Origin of the sequence: Alteromonas portus (genome assembly GCF_005117025.1) — a bacterium.
In the GTDB taxonomy this organism is placed as follows: Bacteria; Pseudomonadota; Gammaproteobacteria; order Enterobacterales; family Alteromonadaceae; genus Alteromonas; species Alteromonas portus.
The window spans coordinates 1-20128 of sequence record NZ_SWCO01000008.1; the positions used below are offsets into that span (position 1 = coordinate 1).

A 20128-nucleotide genomic window follows, 5' to 3' on the forward strand; every position below is an offset into this window, starting at 1 on the left:
CTTAACTCGTTCACTCCGTTCACTGGGACAGTAACGCGGCGGCGCTTCGCGATTATGCCGCCACTTCACTGCCCGTTAGCTTAGCGTTATACGTCAGAAATTAGAGTCAAATGCTTGTATTACATGGAACTGCTGAATTTACTGAGGAAAATGGACGTTTCGAAAAGGGAAAGCGATATGCATTTAATATGTTTTCCAGAGACGAAAATTTAAAAGAAATAATTGAAGATGTTGCCATATATCTGGGAGATTTAGGGTGGAATGAGATTGACGTCAAGAAAACGGGAAAAGTTGCTAGCGATTCAGAACTTACAAAACCCCTGCTTCAACAAGCATTTGATTATGCTAAAGAAAACAGATTTAGCGTTATAACCTACCAAGATCCGGTAGATGAGGAATTAAAACTCTAGGTATGACGTATAACAAGAGACTATGGCGTCAATAGTTAATTTAAAGTCTTTGGCGCTTCCCACATCACACCATCTCTCAACATTGAATTCAGCACTATTACCATGTTTCTGACACAGGCAATCAAAGCCACTTTATTAGGTTTCCCGGCGCTTACTAACTTTCCGTAATAAGATTTAAATACAGGGTTTGATTGAATCGCCGACATCACAGCCATAAAGAGTACTGTTCTTACTTGGTGCCGGCCTCCTTGTATTTTCCGATGCCCTTTGTACCTTCCACTTTCTTTATTCATCGGTGCAACGCCAACTAAAGCTGCGGCTTGTTTGTTGGTCATATAACCAAGCTCAGGTAGATTACTTATTATTGACGCAGCTGCGACTTTTCCAACACCATTCATGCTTTGGAGCAGTTGGTCTCTTGCTTTAAACTCCGGCGTCAATTCAATCATCCTCATGATTTTTGCTTCGACCTTTTTAATCTGATTGCCTAACGCCGTTAGTATCGGTTTTATCGTCATCGCAAGGTCTTTCGGCATAATTTGAATTCTATTTTTTTCCATTGTTTGCATGGAAAGGAGTTGATTACGACGCGTGACTAAATCGCTCATAGCACGCATGGCTTTTGGCTTAAGCTGGGTTAAGTCAGGTTTTATCACCTCACTAAAGTGCGCTATTAGTTCAGCATCAAGCTTATCAGTTTTGGCTCGACGCCCTATCGCACCTGCAAACCGTTTTATGTGAACTGGATGAGTTATAACAAACGGAAGTTTTGCCTCGGCGCACGCCATTGCAAAAGGCATTTCTAGCCTGCCTGTCGCTTCGACAACTATCCTTTCGGGCTGATATTTCTTAAGTTGGACTATCGCTTCTTTTATCCCTCTTTCATTGTTTTCTACAGAGAAAAAGATATCCAAAGGCCGTATGTAAATATCAAGCTGTGACTTGCCAGTATCTACCCCAACGTTAATGTTTTGCTTTGTAATAGTGTTCATAATAAGCTAACTCTTGCTTGCATAATGCGGGTTCGAGACCCAGTAGACTATTCGAGTGTGGTGCTTGGAGTCCTATAAGGCGTTCTTTCTTGTTATCGGTCTCTCGATTGAGGAGCCAAAAATAAATCGAACTGCCAAATAGAAAGCTTTAGTTGCTGCTAAAGCCTGGGTCTCACATTACCCGAAATTGATAAAAAAGGATTTAAATTAGGTGGGTAATTATCCATACAAGCCAATAAACACACTCACTACGTTCGCTGGGACGCATTCACGTGGGGCGGCTTCGCCATTATGCCCCACGTGCCTGCGCCCCTTATTTAAAAGTTATGTCTCAGAAGGAATTGATAAATGCGGTTAATTTTTTTATTACTTCTATTAATCAATTTTGGCTGTCTTGCCTCATCCTGCATAGTAACCGATGAAATGCGCGAACAGTTCAATTCCAAACATGCCGAAGATGTTACTATTGATACAACCCTTAGAGATTCAAACTTCTTTGTAACTATTAAATTACCAGAGAGCATTGAAGGTCAAAGTTCTTATTCAGTATTGCTGGTATCAGACAGCCTTGAAGAACCAACATTCATCTTCCCTCTAGACTTGTATGAGGAAGATAACCAAACAAAGGCATGGTATGAAATAGATGCGGGACTTGTGAGAAAGCACTTCGTAGTGGTCAGCTTAAATGACTATTGTGCTCCGAGCATATTCAAGGAAGTTTTTTACCAATGAGACATAACAAAAAATTAAGTTCGCCCGCTGCGCGGGTTGAGACGCTAACATGTGGGCTGCTCACTTCGTTCGGATTTTAGCCCACATGCCTGCGCCCCTTATTTAAAAGTTATACACAATGCGCAACATCAGGAAGATTAAAGTGAATAAAACCAAAACGTCTCTTCTATTTTTTGCTTTTATAGGCACTTGTTTAGTAACAATGAGTGCATTTGCTTCATCAACGATAGAAGGCGTTTGGAAACACGCAACAAAACCAGCTCTAATCGAATTCAATTTAACAACTGGTGTAGCAAGTGTTAAAGAACACCAGACTCATAAACAAAACTATGGCCTCACGATCATCAAAAATATTGTTCAATCAACAGAAACTGAGTGGGTCGGGGAAATGTACAATGGCTACGAAGACAAATATGTTTTCGTTACAATCAAGTTAAATAGCACATCGCTATCTGTCTTCGACTCAGAAAACAGTGAAGTGCTTAAACTTGTTAAGGAATAGCCTTGTGTATAACAAAAAAATCAAGCTCGCCCGCAGCGCGGGCTGGGACGCATACACGCGGGGCGGCTTCGCCATTATGCCCCACATGTCTGCGCCCGTTATTGGAAAGTTATGTGCTTCAATGAAAAGGTTTAGATCAATTTGAATAAAGAGATAAAACGAAGCCTATTTTACCTAGTGATTACTACTATCGTGTCGTTACTAGTTTTAGAAAATGTAGGTAGCGGAATAGAACTTATCTCTAGCCGTCGCGGTTCAGAGGTACATATTTTTGTTATATATGTTTTATCTCTCTTTTTTGTTGGCTATTCGTTGTTTTCTCTAGTGAGGGCTGTCGCATTTACTACAATTGGCCCAGACTCGTTTTGGCGTAAAAACATATGGGATATCATACTTGGCCCTGTTCCAGATAACAGTGAAAAGCAATGATAGGATGTTTTTCAGTCGCACATAACAAGCGCATCAAGTAGCTCGTAGGCTCGCTCGAACACAAAAACTAAGCGGCGTTTAGTTTTGTGCTTCGCAATTTTAACCTAAACGCCGCTACGTTTTCGTGCCGCTTATGCGGGTGTATGTAACAAGGAAAGTATTATGAAAACCATATCAGTAATCATTGATTCAAAACTTATTCAACCATTTTTTATGGTTGTTGGACTGTTGTTCTGGATTTCAGCTTGGTACATTTTTCATTCAACGAATACTACAACAGAATTCCTTTTTTCTTTAAACGATATTCAAATTGAGTCCCTTGCATCAAAGAATATTGACCCAAATCAGTTGGTACTTAGCGGTGAAACACTTCGTGATATTGCCACCCAATTTAGCAACCAAAGCAACTTCGGTGTTATCGGGATGGTAATTGCAGGGTGTTTTTTTCTTTTGTTAACGTTAGGTTTGTCTATATTTAATGTTTCAGTGAACAACAAAGGTCACACTAATAAGCAAATGTTACATAACAAGCCGCTGTAGTCGATCACCCGCTCTCTAGGACAATAATACGTGGGCTAAGTCGCTTCGCTCCAAATTTTAGCCCACGTGTTATTGCCCCTAAGCGGGGTGTTATTTGCTAATTGGTACTTAACTCATGGAAGAATAATTCGCTGGTCTAAGAAAAATCAAGCTTCGTTCTGACAACGTACATGCAGGGGCCCCTTAACTTTAAGTTACACCCTAAAAGGATTCTATGAAGATCTCTTCTTTTGAAAATGCTGAACATTACGTTTGGGGAAATGGCTGCGATGGTTGGCACTTAGTTAAGACCGAATCGCTGAGTGTAATTCAAGAGCGTGTTCCCTCTGGGTGCGAAGAAATTCGACATCTTCACCAATTCGCTGAACAGTTTTTTTATGTAATTAGTGGGGTCGCGACGATAGAAGCTAACAAAGAGATTTTCCATTTAGAAAAAAATCAGGGGCTTCATATACCAGCAAACACACCCCATAAGTTGCAAAACGAACAGGAGTGTGATTTGATTTTTGTAGTTACTTCGACACCACCAAGCCACGGAGATCGTGTTGAGGTACTGGCGTAACTAACAACTATCGGCTCACTGCATTCGCTGGGACACATACTCATAGCGCAGCTTCGCCATTACGCCCTACACACCTGCCGCCTAGTAAGGAAGTTATGTGCTAATCTGTGTAATGAAAGACAAAAGGACTTCTTAAATGAAATTACTAGTGTTTTTAATTCTAAGTATTTCTCTGCTAAGCGCCTGTATAGTCGTTCCAGAAACCGATACAGCTAAAGTGAACAAGTGTGAGATATCCTCGGACCGCAAAACACTAAAAGTTATCAATGGGTTTGAGGATACAAATACCTTCTATTCAATCAGCGGGCTTGTATTACTCCCTATATCGGGCGTTGTTTCTGGCACATACGTAGCCATCAACAATGTCTACCATCTTGGCGAGGAAACACTTGTCTGTAGATCTGAAAATGCACGCACATAACAAACGCATTATGTCGCTTCGCTGTCCACCGTTTGCGGACGCTATGTAGCCATGGATTTTTAAATTATTGAAATGGACCTTTTATGAAACTTTACCCTTACCAAACGATACAAACTGTAAACCTACCAACTCTTTTATTCGCAGCTAGAACTCTTGGTATTTTCGCCTATATATTCTCTTTTTTTACTTTTCTACTATGGGGCGCAGCTTTCGTTGTCGACCCTAGAGTCAGAGAAACTTGTTTATTTGTTAGCATAGGCACATTTTCTGCAACAATTTGCTTTCTAGTTATTAGCGGGTTATGCGCTGCCGTTGTTTCTTGCGAGCAAAAATACACTCAAGGATAGAAGGTTACATAGTAAACCACTAAAGGTATTTGCTGTGACGCAGCAAAACTCTTTGAATTAATTGAAGGTAATCGTTCACACCTTCGAAAATGGCTGCCATGGTTGGATTTCAACAAATCTGTAGACGATTCTTTAAATTACATTAAAGCTAACCATGAACAATATTCGAATAATCTAGGATTTAACTGCGGAGTTTTCTTTTCGGGTGAACTTGTAGGCATCTGTGGTTATCACCCCATTGACCACCTAAACAAGAAAGTGGTTCTTGGCTACTGGATTGCACAGCAAGCTCAAGGGAAAGGTATTATAACTAAATGCGTTGAGTACTTAATCAATTATGCGTTTGAGACTCTTAAACTCAATAAAGTATCTATCCCTGCCGCAGAATACAACTATAAGAACCAAGCTGTTTCTGAACGATTAGGCTTAGTCAAAGAAGGAATTGAACGAGAGGCCGAGTTTTTGTATGGCCAGTATGTTAATCACATACATTATTCTGTTCTACGCTCAGAATGGAAACGTTACTAACAATTCAATCAACACACTTATCGCGCACTTTGGGACACAAACATGTGGACGGTTTTGCTATTTTCGCCAGTGCGTGCGCGCCCTTTGGGCGGTTGTTATTCCTTGGTTTAGTTTATGTCTTTGAAAAGCAATTTCATATTAATGGCTGAGTACAATAAATGGATGAATGAGTCCATTTACTCAGCTGCGTCGCGTTTAAGTAGAGATTCGCTTTTAGAAAACAAAGGCGCTTTCTTTGGTTCCATTATCGGAACCCTCAATCACATTTTAGTCGCTGATGTCATTTGGCTAAAACGATTTGCGTCTCACCCCGCAAATTTTAGTTCGTTGAATTGTCTTTCAATAACGCCATTACCAGAACAACTAGATTCAATACTGTTCAGCGACTTTGAAAAACTAAAAAATGAAAGAACCCGATTAGACGGCGTAATTTTGAAATTTGTTGATCAACTCAGCGATAAGCATTTGGGCAGTAATTTATCCTATCGAAATACAAAAGGCGTCCCTTATAAGAAATCTTTTTCGTACCTCATACAACACTTTTTTAATCATCAAACTCATCATCGAGGACAAATTTCTACGCTGCTTTCTCAATCTGGTATAGACCTAGGTGAAACAGATTTATTGGTTAAAGTGCCAGATGCTTGGTGAACATAAAAAGGCAACCGTGGAGACAAATGCTAGCAGCGGCGGAGGGTTTGCCATTATCTTCCATGTCTGTGCCCGCTATTGTTAGGTTACCATTACTGAAAACCTGTTTAACGTTAATTACTGCGATCTATTTGTTGCGTGGTATCACAGGTTTAATTGGTCCATTTTTAACTTCAGATCCTGTGGTACATAAAAATTCATTGACCTTTTGGATAGTAAGTTCAATTATATGTTGTATATATGGTGCGTTTTCATTTACGCACGGCAGTTTAGCCACCATACCTCTTGCAACTGCAGCGCTTAGCTTAACGTTATACGGCACAAGGAAAGTGTAATTCAGATGATAGAAATACGACAAAATAAACCTTTTACCTACTTACTTATCTGCCTGTCTATCGTGCTAACTTGTTTCGCGATGTATCTTGTTTTGTATTCTGAAATTCTGATTTTGCCACCTGCGCTTCTCGGTATTGCCTTTTTACTTTTCCTTTTGGGAAGTCAAAAGATGAGAAGGGGTAGAATTGATATTCCAAAGTTCAACTTTTATGTCGAAATAGCAACTTCGGGCGTTTTATTGTTTGCCTGGGGTTTATGGTTTTTAAAAAAGTAAGCGTATAACGTTGTATGATGAACTGTTCGAAGTCGACGAATTTACGTTAGCTGAATAAAGGGTTATCAAGTAATGGTGCCATTATTTAAATCTATAGCCATTGGCGTAATGGCTGGTTTAGCTGGAGCTTTATTCCTGTATACATTTTCAGATTTCATATCCGAAAAAAACGAAGCATTAGCATTGGGTGTTTTTATTGGGGTAGCTTTTCTCTTTATTGACCTAATTATCAAAAAGCTAAAAACAAATAACCGAGAAGGTAGCTAACAAAAACATGGGCGATACATTTAACTATGGTTTCTACTAACCAAACTAAAACACTTACGACGTTAGCGGAACAGTAACGCAGCCATGCATTGCTATTACGCCACTGCCTGATTAGCTAACGTTCGGCGCTAAAAAAATATTGAGCGAATCATGTATAAAAGGACTTTGCTGTTCACTATCTTGTTGTTAATTTATTTTTCTGCGTCTGTTCTGATTCATGAAGCTGGACATGCTATCACAGGAAAACTGTTTGGATTGGGAACACCAATTATCAACATTTGGCCTGGTATTGAGCTGTTCCCTAATATTGGCGCAACAGTTTCATCATCAGGTTGGCCCGAAAGAGCCGTTGGCTATGTTAGCTTTATTCCAGAATCACCTCGGTTTGTAGTTGAATTTAATGAGTTCCCCCAGTCACTAAAACTACCCCCAGAACTAAAGGTAATCACAAATAATACCCACCAAGGAAATGCTTACTTGCCAATTGTGGGTCTCATGGGAAGTGGCACCACTTTTCTAATTTCACTTTTTTGCACACTTTACCTATACTTTGCAAAGCCCAACGGGGTTTATAGAGCCCTTGTCGTATGTGGCACATTTTTATTCTACGACATACTTTGCTATACAGTATTTCCCGTTTTTTTCAAAATGCGGCATCTCATTTTTATAGGAGGGAGTCATCCTGAGCCAATAATTTGTCTTGTTAACATTGGAGTTCCCTTTGAGTTCGCGGTCACATCAGTTTTAAGTATCTGTGCTGCTCAAATTATGGCACTGTATTATTTATCTAGAAAACAAGGGCTTTTTAAACTAAACGCACCTACAGAAGAAATTAGGCCCTTTGTCATCGCTTGATGGGATGCTGATAAGTCAAGCCTCTTAGGCTGTTATGGGCTAGGTATTAGTGCCCGTTAATGAAAGTTATGTTGTTATATTGAAATGGATGTCTTTATGAACTCAGGTATTAAGATGGATATTTTGTTTACAGGGCTGTTGCTAATCCCTATTGTGATCACAGCCGTGCCTTTCATACAAAATAAACTAATCCCTCACGCACAAAACTTCCCCTCTTCTATTTATCCACTGCCCATATCCGTTTATTTAATTTATGAGATTTCAGCCGAGAATAATATCTTTGGAATGTTTGGCCTGTTTGTTGGTTACTCCCTTTTCTTTTTTATCTATGCCGTATCTGTTTCTCTGCTGGCTTTTACTGTAAAAAACAAAAAGCATGACTGATCACGCTAGCAGGCAGGTTAATTGAAACATTTCATTACAAGAACCTTCAGAACTGCCGGAAAAATGTACTATATTAAAAGCGCGGATTTATAATAAGGAAAGGTTATGAAAAAATACTCTCGTGTTTTAGCTATGCTCACATTTTTAATTGCTGCCGTTGTCACATTTAGTTTCGGCATGATTAACGGTACACTTGGGTTAATTCTACTAGCTTTTGTATTTGAAGGTCTGTTTTGGTTCAATTCTTACAAAGCTGAATCAGAAAACAAAAAAGCACATTATAATCAGGTGTAACCTGCCATCTGACAAAATCTGTTTTTAAACATGCTGGCAATAGAGGAAAGCGTTATTCCTTTATCAATTCAGGCCCATCTATTATTCGTGGGGCTGTGTGGCTACGAATAACGTAGTTTACATTCGCGGCGCCGCTAGCGATAAATATGTAGGTCCTCTACGCTTCGCTTGATACCTAAGCCTGTGCCCCCTTCTACATCATTTAAACGTCACGTGACTTATGGAATTTAGAAACTGGATAGTAAGTATCATGATAAAGGAAGCCACACAGATGAAAAAAATAATTATTATTTTGTCAGTTGCGCTTATTCTGGCAACAACTGGAACGTCTGGATTCGGGTTGAGTTTTTTCCAAATTTATATTGCTGCCCCCCTGCTATTGTCTATTTTATTACTTTTAATTAAGACTAAAAACTCAAAGCTTAATCTAATTGTCTCGTGTGCTGGTTTATTTTCGGCTATTCTAGCTTTACAGCCATATTACTCAGCATATACATATACGGGTAGCGATGGACAGGTCGCCCTTATTTATGTTGCTATGCCATTTTATCAACTCGCGTTTATGGCTGTAGTAGCTTTCATCGCTTGGGGTATAACACCTTCAACAGAGCGCTGATACGAGACAGAATATTAGCGTAGATAATACGCAGTTAAAGAACCTTCACACCGCATTATGAAGCATTTTGCAAGCCCGTTTCGTGAAGTTCTACCAATGCGCTTGCGCCCACAATTTTACGTTTAAATGAAAAACTAGGTAATTGCTGGTAGTCTTAGAATTTAATTAAAATAAGGAAGTTCCATGAAAGGTCGTACAAAAGTAGCTTTATCAACTATCGCTTTCGCAACTGTAATTAGCTTGCAGTCGTTCATTCTGTATCAAAACAACATTGCCAATGAAGTTATCCAGGCCAAAGTAGACAGGCTTGAAAGTCAAATAAAGCAAACGAGTACAACTAATCAAGAACTTCTTTCAAAAATTAAAAAGCTTGAAGGTAATTTGGAGCTTAAACCTCGTAGTCTTCTTTCTATGAATTAATTGTCTTTTCGTTTAATTACTTGCTTACTTCGTTCCCTAGAAGGCAAACACGCTAGACGAATACGCTATTATTTTTCTACAATTTTGTCTTCTTAAAAATATTGAGAGGAAAAAGGAATTTCATAAATGAAGAGCTTTTCGACAATACTGCTCATCTCTCTGTTATCCATCGCAATGTCGGGTTGCGCTGCTCTTGATATAAAACCTTGGACTCTAGATAACTTGGTCAGTGACGCTGTATTTTCATCTATAACGGGTGATAGAATTGCCTCAGGAAATCCCGCTAAATGCAATCAAATTAAAATGCAATGCTCTACATCAAACTACAGTGAACGGACTGTTAACGGTGAACTCACTTGCTCTTGCAGAAATTAATTAAAATATGGCGCAAGCGCATTTCTTCTTAACCACAACAGTCTCATTGCAAGATACTGAGTTCGCTGTCCACAGCAGTTGTTTGCTGGAAGTAAATAAAATATTGCGGTTATAACAGGTAACCTACTCGTTTTAGCCGCCTTATTCTTTGGATGTTATCCTTTGAGTCGGCCTGTAATTTTGCATTAAAGGCACTACACAAGGAGTCCACTCGCACCGCAAAGCATCATTCGTATCGGTCAAATCCTTCCGCTTTTTACTTTAAACGCACCCTCTTATTTTCCTATAAAAGAAAGATAAAACTTTCACACCGACGGCCCATCTAAAAATTTGTCTCGAGATATCCAGGATTAGTATCCGCTTGAAAAACAAACACCAGGCCTCACTTATAGATACATACTCGCTTCAAGGAAGAAAAAATGGTTAGACATGTCTGGGGCTTCGAGGAAAAGTCAGTATTTGCGGTTTTAGCATTATGCATTTGTTCGTTTGGGCTTTACGTGATTTATCGACTTTGGCAGTTAAGCCATGTAATTAACCCAAGAGTAGAGAACCCTATCTCACGTGCTTTTACGGCAACGGCTATTTGCATACACGTGTTATCGCTACTTGGTATTCTTTGTTATTTTCTGTTTCCCGCTCCTCCCGCACTATTATTAACGGCTAAATTGCTGCATTTACTCTCTTCACTCTTTCATGTTGTTTGGATCATAAAAGTTAGAAACCGATTAAATACAATAAACAACAATAAAAAAGGCGATGTCTTGTGGCTAAACGCACTTTTAAGTAGTTTTTTTCATGTGATCTACTTCCAATACAAAATAAATCAAACTGTCGATTCGGGAAGAACAAAAAAGCTTGAGGCATAGCAGCTATTAAATTTCACTTACTGAAGAACCTTATTCAGAAAAACTGACAGCCTTAAACGCATGGGTCAATAGCAGTTAGGACCAACTGGACGCCTTAATCACTGTTCGTTTTATGGACCACATATTTTTAGATTAAAAATGTGGTATTGTGCTAGTGAAAGGATGACTGCTTTCGTAATATTTAGCCGGCATTCCCCATGGTTTTTCATTCACACGTTACTTATTTACAGGGAAATCGATTATGAAAAGCGCCGTTATTGTTTTTATTTTTATACTTGCTGGATGCACGTCAACGCCCCCTCAGATCGCGTCTACCTATTCTAATACAATGGACATTATAAAAGCCGCTGCCGACTCTGCTCCACATGGCGTTCCTGGCGAGTACACGCTAAAAATAGTAGCAACTGGTAGTCAGGGGAAATTTGTTTATTTGAATACTGAAAAAGACTATCGCGATCAGAGAGCAGTCACTGTCGCGCTACATCCTAGCGTTATTTCCCAGTTATCGGCAAAATATGGGATGCCCCCTCAAGATTACTTTATCGATAAAAAAATTGTGATAAATGGGGAAGCTAAGCGCGTAAAAATTGCATTTATATCTCAGGGTAAGGTCACAAATAAATATTACTACCAAACGCACATTAGGCTTATGGATATTTCACAACTTATGGTTTTAGACGAAAAAGCATGAAATGGTGACGTTAAGTCATGAGCCCGGTAATTAGCCTATGAATCTCGGTGAATTTAACCACTTTTGCAGTGCACTCCCTCACACTACACACATCGTTCAGTGGGGTAATTCAGACGTATGGAAAGTAGGGGGGAAAGTCTTTGCTATAGGGAACATTGGCAAAAACGGGCACCCTGCTTTTATCTTTAAAACGTCAGAGCAAAACTATTATTTTCTGGAAGAAAAGCCCGGCTACAGGCCTGCGCCCTATCTTGCTAGTCGAGGGATGAAGTGGATACAGCAATACAATTGTGAGAGCGATGAAGATGAAGCGTTAGAATATTATCTAAGCGCATCATATAAACTAGTATCGTTAGGATTAACCAAAAAGATGCAAAAAGCCCTTGGTTTAAATCAATCTCAGTAAAAGGTACCTACCCTATGTTCAAAGCAAAAAACTTTACGCGCAATATTCGCCCTTATGTGGAAGCAGAACTAGCGCACGCTCATAAAATGCAAAACCAAAACAACCAAAGGTGTGCTTTTACACACTTAGAAAATGCTCACGTTCTTGGTCAAGCCTCTACAAGACTGCACGTAGCGGTACACGTTCAAATGCTTTTATGGGCAGTGAAACAAGGCAATATTGGTGAGTTTTTTGGTCAGCTTTTAAGAATTGTGGGCGCTGCCACAAAAACTGTTTTTGGACTGGTACCTCATGGAAATACAGGTGGCGCTAACGTTAGCCCATTTAAGGCAATGCCAATTAAAACAAACTTAAAAACGATTCTAGAAAAAGCGCATTCTAATGAAGATAAAAATTAACGTTGTCGATGCATTTACCAATGTAAGGTTTAAGGGCAACCCTGCAGCTGTTGTTATAACGGGTAAATGGCTTAGCGATGAAAAAATGCAAGAAATCGCTGCTGAAAATAACCTTTCAGAAACCGCATTTTTAGTAGAAGACGATAACGGTGTATTTGGTATACGTTGGTTTTCCCCGATAACAGAAATCGACTTTTGCGGTCATGCAACGCTGGCTTCTGCATTTGTTATTTTTAGCGAAAATTATCAACTACCGCACATTTCGTTTTTCGCCAAATCGGTGGGGATGATGAAAGTCGTTAAGAAAGAAGACGGTTTCATTCAAATGGACTTCCCAAATAGAATGCCTCACCCTGTTGATGACGTGCCTGAAGCGTTACTACAAGGGCTTTCAATAAAACCCAAAAGCATTTTGAAAAATGATCAAGCGTATTTTGCTGTTTATTCCGACGAAGACGACGTTTTAAGCGTAATTCAAGACAGTGAACAACTGAAAAAACTTGCGCCCTATGATGTGGTAGTGACAGCACCGGGTACTCAATTTGACTTCGTATCCCGTTATTTTTGGCCTGCGAACGGCGGTGATGAAGACCCGGTAACCGGTTCAATTCACACTGGGCTAGCGCCTTATTGGGCAAAAGTGCTTGGGCGGTCAAAGCTTATGGCTTATCAAGCATCTAAACGAGGTGGTACAGCAAAATGTGAAGTAGCAGGCGACCGCGTGCTTATTTCAGGCCAAGCGGTGTCTTACCTTGAAGGTTACATTACTATTTAACAATTTAAAGAATAAAGCTGTAGAAGGAACTATATAAATGCAAAAAGTCGTTGAATTTAAAACTCGTAACTTTTGGTCTAGCCAACTTAATTTAGACACCCTTAACGAAGAAGTTACCAAATACAACAATCAGGGCTGGCGTGTCATTCAAGTAACACCAGTGTCGTCTTTTTCTGCACATGTTCGTTCGGTATTACTCCTTCTTGAAAAATCGAATAGTTAAAAGTAAAAACTAAAAAGAGCAGAAAATTCTATGCTCGCTCCCTATCGAAAACAAAAAAGCGGAAGATATTTAACCTTCCGCTTTCACTCACTCAACAGCGCATTGCTGCATCTAGTTTTAACTAGGCAAACGCCAAATTAGCGCCCTACTGCAATGCCCTCTCTGCGAGGATCTGCACCGCCAATTAATTTACCTGATTTAAACTGAATTCCGTGAAGACCGCTGTTTAAATCTATTACTTTAACATTGTGGCCTAGCGCCTTTAATGGCTCTTCAAGTTCAGCTATTGGTGTGCCCTTCTCTAACGCCGTGTAGTCGTTTCTATTAGTGATTTTAGGTAAGTTGATGGCCTGCTGAATATCCAAGCCAAAGTCTAAAATACCAATTAGGGTTTGAGCGACGTAGCTTACAATTCTAGAGCCGCCCGGCGAGCCTACAACAACCTCAAGGTTGCCTTCTTTGTCGAACACCATTGTAGGGCTCATCGCGCTTCTAGGGCGTTTACCAGGCTCTACGCGATTTGGTACAGGAAAGCGGTTTTTAGTTGGCGAAAATGAAAAGTCGGTAAGTTGGTTATTAAGCAGGAAGCCCTCTACCATAATCCCAGAACCAAACATAAATTCAATGCTGGTTGTCATTGATACTGCATTACCTTCTTTGTCTACGATAGAGACGTGGGAAGTGTTAGGCAGTTCCATTGACGTACCAAGCGCAACATTCGCATCAGCGTACGGATTACCCGCTCGCTTGCGACGCCACTCTTTGTCAACAGCAATATTCTCAGCCCGGCGCTCAAGATAAGCCCTATTGATCATGGCCGCAAACGGCAGGTTAGTAAAATCGCTATCCGCTATAAACTTCTCGCGATCGGCATACGAAAGCGCACTTGCCTGCGTGTACAAGTTCGCAAACTCTACTGAATCTGGCGCATACTGGCTAAGGTTAAAACCCTCTAACATTTTAAGAATTTGATAAACGTTCACACCACCAGAGCTAGGCGGTGCCATACCGCAAATACGCTTTTCGTGATATAACCCACAAACAGGTTCACGCTTTACAGGCTCGTAGCTTGCTAAGTCTTCTAATGTCATCTGACCTGGATTGATTTCAGCGCTGTTTACCGCTTTTACTATTTTTTCAGCAACCTCGCCTTTCAATAAATAGTCGCTGCCCTTTTCTGCAATACCTCTTAGGGTTTTAGCTAACTTTTTGTTTTTCTTAACCGTGCCTTCTTTTAACGGCAGGCCTGCAGGGAAGAAATAAGTAGAGCTTGCAGGAAACGTTTTAAGACCAGGGTGATAGTCCAATGCAACAAGTTTGGCTAAACGCGGCGATACTTTAAAGCCGTCTTCAGCTGTTTTGATTGTATCGTCAAACAGCGTATTCCAAGGCAGCTTACCGAACTCGCCCTGCGCCATTTCTAACGCTTTTACTGCACCGGGCACGCCTACTGACTTACCGCCAACTACGGCATCTAACCAGCGCATTGGCTTATTACCTTCAATAAACCAATGAGAATTAACAGCTTTCGGCGCTGTTTCACGGCCATCGAAGGTGTGAAGTACTTTGTTCTTATTATCCCAATAAAGGATAAATGCACCACCACCGATGCCCGACGATTGCGGCTCAACCAGAGAAAGCATAGATTGAACAGCCACGGCAGCGTCTATGGCGCTGCCGCCTTTTTCTAAAATATTTTTCCCCGCCCATGACGCATAGGGGTTTGCCGCCACAACCATATAGTCTTTGGCTTCAAAGGCCTTTTTCTCTATGTAGCCTGTTGCCGCTTCAGGCTCACCAACTTCGCGAGCTTGTTTAGCGTTCGCTCCAAAAATGAAGCAACTAGATAATGCAAGTGTAACTACTGAAGCTCTGAACAAAGCACTGCGTCTCAAAATAATACTTCCTCTTATTTAAATTTTTCGGGGTTAATTGGCCGTTTTTTTAGAAACGCATCAAACGCTTCTTGGGCTGCGGTTGTGCCCAACGCTTCTAAAAATATATCGAACTCTTCATTCATTTGTTGGTTCGTTCGCTCCCCATCGCCTTTTAATAACGCTTTAGTTTGTCTAAGCGAGAATGAAGGCTTGGCAACGAGTTTGTCTACCGTTGATTGAACAGTTTGCTCTATTTCTTTCGCGTCGACTATTTTAGTTAAGATACCAAATTGATAAGCATCGGCAGACGTAAAGGGTTCACCTAGCATTAACCATTCTGCCGCTTTGATATGACCCGCAACCTTAGGCAAAAGATAACTTGATGCATACTCGGGAACAAGCCCTAAGTTGATGAACGGTAGAACAAATCGGGTATCTGGTGTGGCGTATACAAAATCGCAGTGCAGTAAAAGCGTTGTGCCTATCCCTACCGCCAAGCCGTGAACTTGTGCAATAACCGGTAAGTTACAGGCGGCAAGTGCGCGCATAAAGGCAGCGGTCTCAGGCACTTGGGCGTGATCTTGTTGCTGCGCAAAGTCGCCAATATCATTCCCCGCGGTAAAACAATCACCGGCACCTTTTATCACCACCACTTTCGTTAAACCATCATTCTTAACACCTAATATGGCATTCGCCATTTCTTGGTACATATCGCGCGTTAACGCATTTTTCTTGTCGGTGCGGTTGAGCGTAATGGTTAAGCATTGCTGATTATTTTCGGTAATGATGTAGGACATGATCACTCCTTTTCTGTCGTCTTTTTTATTTCGGGTGTACTTCAGTTTTCACCCGGTAGGCAATTTCTGTATCATAGCCAGCAAATTCTGAATTCAAAAATAACTAACACTGATGATGTCACTGCCGTTTTCGCTTAAGTATAGCGCTGGTCCTTTATTTATAGCGCTATGCTCCGTTGTCGCGTTTTTCTTTGAGCCTATGTCCGGCAATTATTTGGCTTACGACAGATATGCCATTCAAGGCCTAGAGACTTGGCGTATTGTCAGCGGCAATATCGTGCACACCAATGGCTACCACCTACTTTTAAATTTAGCAGGTCTGGCGCTGTTGTGGGCCTTACATGGTGAACATTATCGCATCGGGTTGTACTTAAAAGTTTTCGTGTGGTGCTGCTTAGGAACCAGTGTCGGGCTTTATTTATTCTCTCCAGACCTGATTTGGTACGCGGGTTTGTCAGGCGCACTACACGGAATTTTCGCTTGGGGTGCTTGTGTGGATATTAAAGAAAAGATGAAGTCGGGTTGGTTGTTACTTATCGGCTTAGCCATAAAAGTAGGATACGAACAAATTGACGGTAGTAGTGAACAAGTTGCAAACCTGATTGACGCAAAAGTTGCCGTAGATGCGCATTTATTCGGTGCGCTTACCGGTATCGCAATCTTTTTACTTATGTTTATTACGGCGAAAAGAACATAGAAACTAGAGCGATATAGCGTCACTCTTTTTGCGCATTTTGATTTGTTAAAACAGATTAACGTGCTGAAGCAAAAAAAGAAGATTTAAAAAAAAGGCCCGAATTCATTGAATTTGGGCCTTTTTTGTAAGCTTTTTCCGTCCTTAATAGCTACCGCGCTGTGAGCAACTCAGTGGCTCTTAATCACTGGGTTGCACTCGCAGTTTTGCCTATAAGTTTTCTTCGAATAGCTTGTATATACGACGGTATTCATCAAGCCAAGAGCTTGGTTGTACGAAGCCATGTGGCTCTACCGGATAAATGGCCGTTTCAAAATCTTCCTTTTCAAGCTCGATAAGGCGCTGTACCAATCGCACGGTGTCTTGGAAAAACACATTGTCATCAACCATAGGCGCATTGATAAGCAATGGCTTTTCTAGCCCATCTGCGAAATAAATTGGCGAACTGCGCTCAAAAGCGATGGGGTCAATATCAGGCGTATTTAGAATGTTTGCTGTATATGGCGTGTTGTAATGGGCCCAATCGGTTACCGGACGAAGCGCCGCGCCTGCCGCAAACAGATCTGGCGCGGTAAACATAGACATAAAGGTTAAGAAGCCGCCGTATGAACCGCCGTATGTGCCAATACGCTCACGATCTACATTTGCATTCTCAACAAGCCAGTTAACACCATCACGCAAATCTTGCACTTCAGGCGTACCCATTTGACGATAAATAGCGGTTCGCCAATCACGTCCGTAGCCAGCACTAGCGCGATAGTCCATATCTAGTACGACATAGCCTTGCTGCACTAGCATGCTGTGGAACATGTATTCTCTAAAGTAACCAGACCACCCCATGTGGGCGTTTTGCAAATAGCCTGCACCGTGATTAAACACTACCGCTTTATTTGGTGCCGACTTATCGTAATTTTCCGGTAAATACACTCGTGCGTAAATAGGTGCATCAGTATGCGACGATTCAATTGCAACGATGTTAGGCACCGCCCAAGGGAGTGCATTGAAAGTAGCACTGGTGCTTTGTGTAATTTGCTTTGCTGCAGTTGTTTCATCTGCTGGCTTAATGTAAAGCTCTTGTGGCTGATTAACTTTACTATGGCTTAACAACAAATTTTTACCATCAGGGCTAAGTGAGTAATCTGTCATACCATTCAAATCAGTCATGGTATCGATGGTATTGTCACTTAAATCAGCACGATAAACTTCGTAAAGCCCCGGATGCTCCATGTTAGCTTTAAAGTAGATATAGTTGTCATCGCCAGAAAGGGTTAGATCGTCAACAATAAAACGGCCGCTGGTTAGCGCGACAGGTTTCTCGCCTGGTTTTTGAATGTATAAATGCGAGTAACCGGTATGCTCAGACTGATAGTAAAGCGTCTCGCTGTCATTTAGCCAATCAAACGCGTTGAAACGGTAGTTTACCCACGCGTCATCGTGAAGCCTATGTTGGTTTTCTAGCGTTTTATTTGCTAGGTCGACCGTAGCAATCCAGCGGTCTTTGTTGTCCCACGCCTCTAACATAACGGCGACGGCGTTACCGTTTTTGTGCCAACGAATTGAAGGTTTGGTCCAGTACCAGCTTTGCAGCAAGGTAATATCGCGAGGCAGACGATTTACTTCATAGGTCTCGCCTTTTGCCTTCGCGTTTTCAGCTTTTACGTCTGCAAGAACATCGTCGTTGTAGCCAGGCAAATTAAAGTATTTAAGTTCACTTTTCTCGCCAGTTTTTAAATTGAGCAGCCACAGTTCATGATTTACCGACTCTGCATCTGCCACACGTTGGCGTACCGGCTTTGCAGCAATTCGACTGTCTTCTTGAATGTAATGCGGCATGATGTCGCTGTCATCACGGGTCGGCTTGCTTGCAGTGGTGGCCACTACTGCGAAGTTACCCGCTGGTGATACGCTGATACCCGCTAATCGATGCGACTTATCAAAGTAAAACGGTGTTGGTGCTACACTGCTGTTTTCTTTGGCCAACGCTTTTTGAGCGTCGTCTTTTTCTTGTCTGTTTTTGCGCTGTAGTTTGATGTATTCCACCAGCGACTGTTGCTGCTCGGCAATATAATCTTTAGGCGGCTCAACCGCTTTAGGCTCGTCGCTGAACTCCCAGCTCAACAATTCTTCGCGGGTGCCGTTAGATAGGTCTATAGCTATGAATTTGTTACCGCTTAACGCCATCAAGCGGCCATCGGTCATAAATGAAAGCGTAGATAGCGTATTACCGCCACGAGCGATACGCACGGTTTCACCGTTGGTAAACTGCACATAAACACTGTCTTCAAATGAATAAGCAATCACACCATCTTTTCTTACTACGCGTTCGTCAAAACGGTACTTGTGTAAATCTGATAGCGGTGCTTTTACGGCATTTTCAGGGTTAGAAAGTTCTGCAATATAGACATCTGTCAGTGCACTATTCTGTCTTTCTTTTTCAAAAACAATTTTATCGCCATTCACCGACCACCCCATACCTTCAGGTAGCGCGCCCATCCATTGAGGGTCTGACATTATTTGTTTTAAAGTAATTTCACCTTTTTGCGTACTGTTCTGAGGCGCGACATCTGGTGTGACGGTTTGCTGAACTGTGGCAGCAGGAAGCGATGTAGACGTTGTTTGACTTGATGATTCGTTAGTAGTGCTTGCACATCCGCCTAGCGCAAAGGTAACACTAGCCGCAATGAGTAAAGAAGAGTATTTTTTCATTATTTTAAGTCGTTGTTATGTAAAAATCGTTAACATTATACGCAGAGCCGTTGCTAAAGCGCTAACGTTCATCGATTGAGATAGTGAACCAAACGTAAACCATCCTCGTTTATGGTTTTGCAATAAGGTCCGTTGTACTTTGACAAAATAACAAAAATTAACTGATGAGGTAAAACACTATGAAAGCCAGAGGTTTTATACCAGCACTGCTTGTACTCAGCTTTTTCACGTCTGCTAGCTTTGCGAACGAGTGCCCTAGCGTACTTAAATTTATGAAGCGTAAGCTCAATTCACAAGAAACGGTGAATTTGTGTAACGAATATGCCGGAAAGACCCTTTTAGTGGTGAACACAGCCAGTTATTGTGGCTACACGCCTCAGTTTGAAGGTTTAGAAGCCCTTTATAGCGATTACAAAGACAAAGATTTTGTAGTACTTGGCTTCCCGTCACACGATTTTAACCAAGAAGATAATGATGAGGGCAAAACGGCAGAGCTATGTGAATTGACTTATGGCGTAAAGTTTCCGATGTTTGAACCAATATCGGTAAAAGGTGAAGACGCCGATCCAATGTATAGAATGCTAAAAACCGCCACTGGCAAAGCGCCGTCTTGGAACTTTAACAAGTACCTTATTGATAGCACCGGCAAGAAAATCACCCATTACCCTAGCTCAACTAAGCCTACTGACCCTGACTTCATTGCCGATGTTGAAGCACTTATCAAAGGTGAATAAGTATTCGCTTGTTCATTTTCGTT

At 41.2% G+C, this 20128-nt stretch carries 28 protein-coding genes and 1 pseudogene; 25 read left to right on the plus strand and 4 right to left on the minus strand.

Annotated elements, in window-relative coordinates:
• Window positions 1-110 precede the first annotated feature (110 nt).
• A complete protein-coding gene (locus E5672_RS13665; RefSeq protein WP_136782698.1) occupies window positions 111-410 on the plus strand; it encodes a hypothetical protein in 300 nt (99 codons plus the stop codon).
• A gap of 35 nt (window positions 411-445) precedes the next feature.
• On the opposite strand, the gene E5672_RS13670 is transcribed toward E5672_RS13665, so the two are convergent.
• Window positions 446-1402 carry an IS110 family RNA-guided transposase gene (locus E5672_RS13670; RefSeq protein ID WP_136782699.1) on the minus strand — a complete coding sequence of 319 codons (957 nt, stop codon included), beginning with the start codon at window positions 1400-1402 and terminating at the stop codon, window positions 446-448.
• Window positions 1403-1750: 348 nt separating this feature from the next.
• Between E5672_RS13670 and E5672_RS13675 the strand changes: the two genes are divergently transcribed.
• From E5672_RS13675 to E5672_RS13780, 22 genes and pseudogenes are all read left to right on the plus strand, one after another.
• On the plus strand, window positions 1751-2134 hold the full coding sequence (locus E5672_RS13675) for a hypothetical protein (protein WP_136782700.1): 384 nt from the start codon (window positions 1751-1753) through the stop codon (window positions 2132-2134).
• 142 nt (window positions 2135-2276) lie between these two features.
• The gene (locus tag E5672_RS13680) at window positions 2277-2636 is read left to right on the plus strand and encodes a hypothetical protein (protein WP_136782701.1); all 360 of its coding nucleotides are present in this window, start codon (window positions 2277-2279) and stop codon (window positions 2634-2636) included.
• 141 nt (window positions 2637-2777) lie between these two features.
• Window positions 2778-3065, plus strand: coding sequence for a hypothetical protein (locus E5672_RS13685; protein ID WP_136782702.1), 288 nt, complete (start codon window positions 2778-2780; stop codon window positions 3063-3065).
• A gap of 162 nt (window positions 3066-3227) precedes the next feature.
• A complete protein-coding gene (locus tag E5672_RS13690) occupies window positions 3228-3605 on the plus strand; it encodes a hypothetical protein (protein WP_136782703.1) in 378 nt (125 codons plus the stop codon).
• Window positions 3606-3819: 214 nt separating this feature from the next.
• Window positions 3820-4167: a cupin domain-containing protein gene (locus E5672_RS13695; RefSeq protein WP_136782704.1), complete on the plus strand. Its 348-nt coding sequence runs from the start codon at window positions 3820-3822 to the stop codon at window positions 4165-4167.
• Window positions 4168-4303: 136 nt separating this feature from the next.
• The gene (locus E5672_RS13700; RefSeq protein WP_136782705.1) at window positions 4304-4588 is read left to right on the plus strand and encodes a hypothetical protein; all 285 of its coding nucleotides are present in this window, start codon (window positions 4304-4306) and stop codon (window positions 4586-4588) included.
• 374 nt (window positions 4589-4962) lie between these two features.
• A complete protein-coding gene (locus E5672_RS13705; protein ID WP_136782706.1) occupies window positions 4963-5463 on the plus strand; it encodes a GNAT family N-acetyltransferase in 501 nt (166 codons plus the stop codon).
• Between the two features lie 114 nt (window positions 5464-5577).
• Window positions 5578-6114: a DinB family protein gene (locus E5672_RS13710; protein ID WP_205676497.1), complete on the plus strand. Its 537-nt coding sequence runs from the start codon at window positions 5578-5580 to the stop codon at window positions 6112-6114.
• Window positions 6115-6191: 77 nt separating this feature from the next.
• Window positions 6192-6449, plus strand: a pseudogene (locus tag E5672_RS20005) (hypothetical protein); the annotation flags it as partial.
• Window positions 6450-6796: 347 nt separating this feature from the next.
• Window positions 6797-6991: a hypothetical protein gene (locus E5672_RS13720; RefSeq protein WP_136782708.1), complete on the plus strand. Its 195-nt coding sequence runs from the start codon at window positions 6797-6799 to the stop codon at window positions 6989-6991.
• A gap of 150 nt (window positions 6992-7141) precedes the next feature.
• On the plus strand, window positions 7142-7846 hold the full coding sequence (locus E5672_RS13725) for a hypothetical protein (RefSeq protein WP_136782709.1): 705 nt from the start codon (window positions 7142-7144) through the stop codon (window positions 7844-7846).
• 96 nt (window positions 7847-7942) lie between these two features.
• Window positions 7943-8230, plus strand: a complete 288-nt coding sequence (locus E5672_RS13730) for a hypothetical protein (RefSeq protein ID WP_136782710.1) — start codon at window positions 7943-7945, stop codon at window positions 8228-8230.
• A 105-nt stretch (window positions 8231-8335) separates the two neighbouring features.
• The gene (locus tag E5672_RS13735) at window positions 8336-8524 is read left to right on the plus strand and encodes a hypothetical protein (RefSeq protein WP_136782711.1); all 189 of its coding nucleotides are present in this window, start codon (window positions 8336-8338) and stop codon (window positions 8522-8524) included.
• A 271-nt stretch (window positions 8525-8795) separates the two neighbouring features.
• Window positions 8796-9140, plus strand: coding sequence for a hypothetical protein (locus E5672_RS13740; RefSeq protein ID WP_136782712.1), 345 nt, complete (start codon window positions 8796-8798; stop codon window positions 9138-9140).
• A 183-nt stretch (window positions 9141-9323) separates the two neighbouring features.
• Complete coding sequence (locus tag E5672_RS13745; RefSeq protein ID WP_136782713.1) at window positions 9324-9560, plus strand: hypothetical protein; 237 nt, start codon at window positions 9324-9326, stop codon at window positions 9558-9560.
• Window positions 9561-9686: 126 nt separating this feature from the next.
• Window positions 9687-9935, plus strand: a complete 249-nt coding sequence (locus E5672_RS13750) for a hypothetical protein (RefSeq protein ID WP_136782714.1) — start codon at window positions 9687-9689, stop codon at window positions 9933-9935.
• Between the two features lie 419 nt (window positions 9936-10354).
• Window positions 10355-10804 (plus strand): hypothetical protein, encoded by a 450-nt coding sequence (locus E5672_RS13755; RefSeq protein ID WP_136782715.1) that lies wholly within the window; start codon window positions 10355-10357, stop codon window positions 10802-10804.
• A gap of 241 nt (window positions 10805-11045) precedes the next feature.
• Entirely contained in the window at window positions 11046-11495 is a 450-nt protein-coding gene (locus tag E5672_RS13760) for a hypothetical protein (protein ID WP_136782716.1), read from the plus strand.
• A gap of 37 nt (window positions 11496-11532) precedes the next feature.
• Window positions 11533-11901, plus strand: coding sequence for an MmcQ/YjbR family DNA-binding protein (locus E5672_RS13765; protein ID WP_136782717.1), 369 nt, complete (start codon window positions 11533-11535; stop codon window positions 11899-11901).
• A gap of 14 nt (window positions 11902-11915) precedes the next feature.
• Window positions 11916-12299, plus strand: a complete 384-nt coding sequence (locus E5672_RS13770) for a DUF3703 domain-containing protein (RefSeq protein WP_136782718.1) — start codon at window positions 11916-11918, stop codon at window positions 12297-12299.
• On the plus strand, window positions 12283-13074 hold the full coding sequence (locus E5672_RS13775; RefSeq protein ID WP_136782719.1) for a PhzF family phenazine biosynthesis protein: 792 nt from the start codon (window positions 12283-12285) through the stop codon (window positions 13072-13074). Before E5672_RS13770 ends, E5672_RS13775 begins: the two co-directional genes overlap by 17 nt.
• 37 nt (window positions 13075-13111) lie before the next feature.
• Window positions 13112-13297 (plus strand): DUF4177 domain-containing protein, encoded by a 186-nt coding sequence (locus tag E5672_RS13780; protein ID WP_136782720.1) that lies wholly within the window; start codon window positions 13112-13114, stop codon window positions 13295-13297.
• A gap of 137 nt (window positions 13298-13434) precedes the next feature.
• Here the strand turns inward: E5672_RS13780 and ggt are convergent, their stop codons facing one another.
• Window positions 13435-15192, minus strand: a complete 1758-nt coding sequence (ggt, locus tag E5672_RS13785; protein WP_136782721.1) for a gamma-glutamyltransferase — start codon at window positions 15190-15192, stop codon at window positions 13435-13437.
• 14 nt (window positions 15193-15206) lie between these two features.
• A complete protein-coding gene (locus E5672_RS13790) occupies window positions 15207-15971 on the minus strand; it encodes an enoyl-CoA hydratase (protein ID WP_136782722.1) in 765 nt (254 codons plus the stop codon).
• A 112-nt stretch (window positions 15972-16083) separates the two neighbouring features.
• Between E5672_RS13790 and rrtA the strand changes: the two genes are divergently transcribed.
• Window positions 16084-16668 carry a rhombosortase gene (gene rrtA / locus E5672_RS13795; RefSeq protein ID WP_136782723.1) on the plus strand — a complete coding sequence of 195 codons (585 nt, stop codon included), beginning with the start codon at window positions 16084-16086 and terminating at the stop codon, window positions 16666-16668.
• Window positions 16669-16875: 207 nt separating this feature from the next.
• On the opposite strand, the gene E5672_RS13800 is transcribed toward rrtA, so the two are convergent.
• Complete coding sequence (locus E5672_RS13800; protein ID WP_136782724.1) at window positions 16876-19371, minus strand: S9 family peptidase; 2496 nt, start codon at window positions 19369-19371, stop codon at window positions 16876-16878.
• A gap of 179 nt (window positions 19372-19550) precedes the next feature.
• Here E5672_RS13800 and E5672_RS13805 point away from each other — a divergent pair, with 179 nt between their 5' ends.
• Window positions 19551-20105, plus strand: coding sequence for a glutathione peroxidase (locus E5672_RS13805; RefSeq protein ID WP_136782725.1), 555 nt, complete (start codon window positions 19551-19553; stop codon window positions 20103-20105).
• Window positions 20106-20128: the final 23 nt, after the last annotated feature.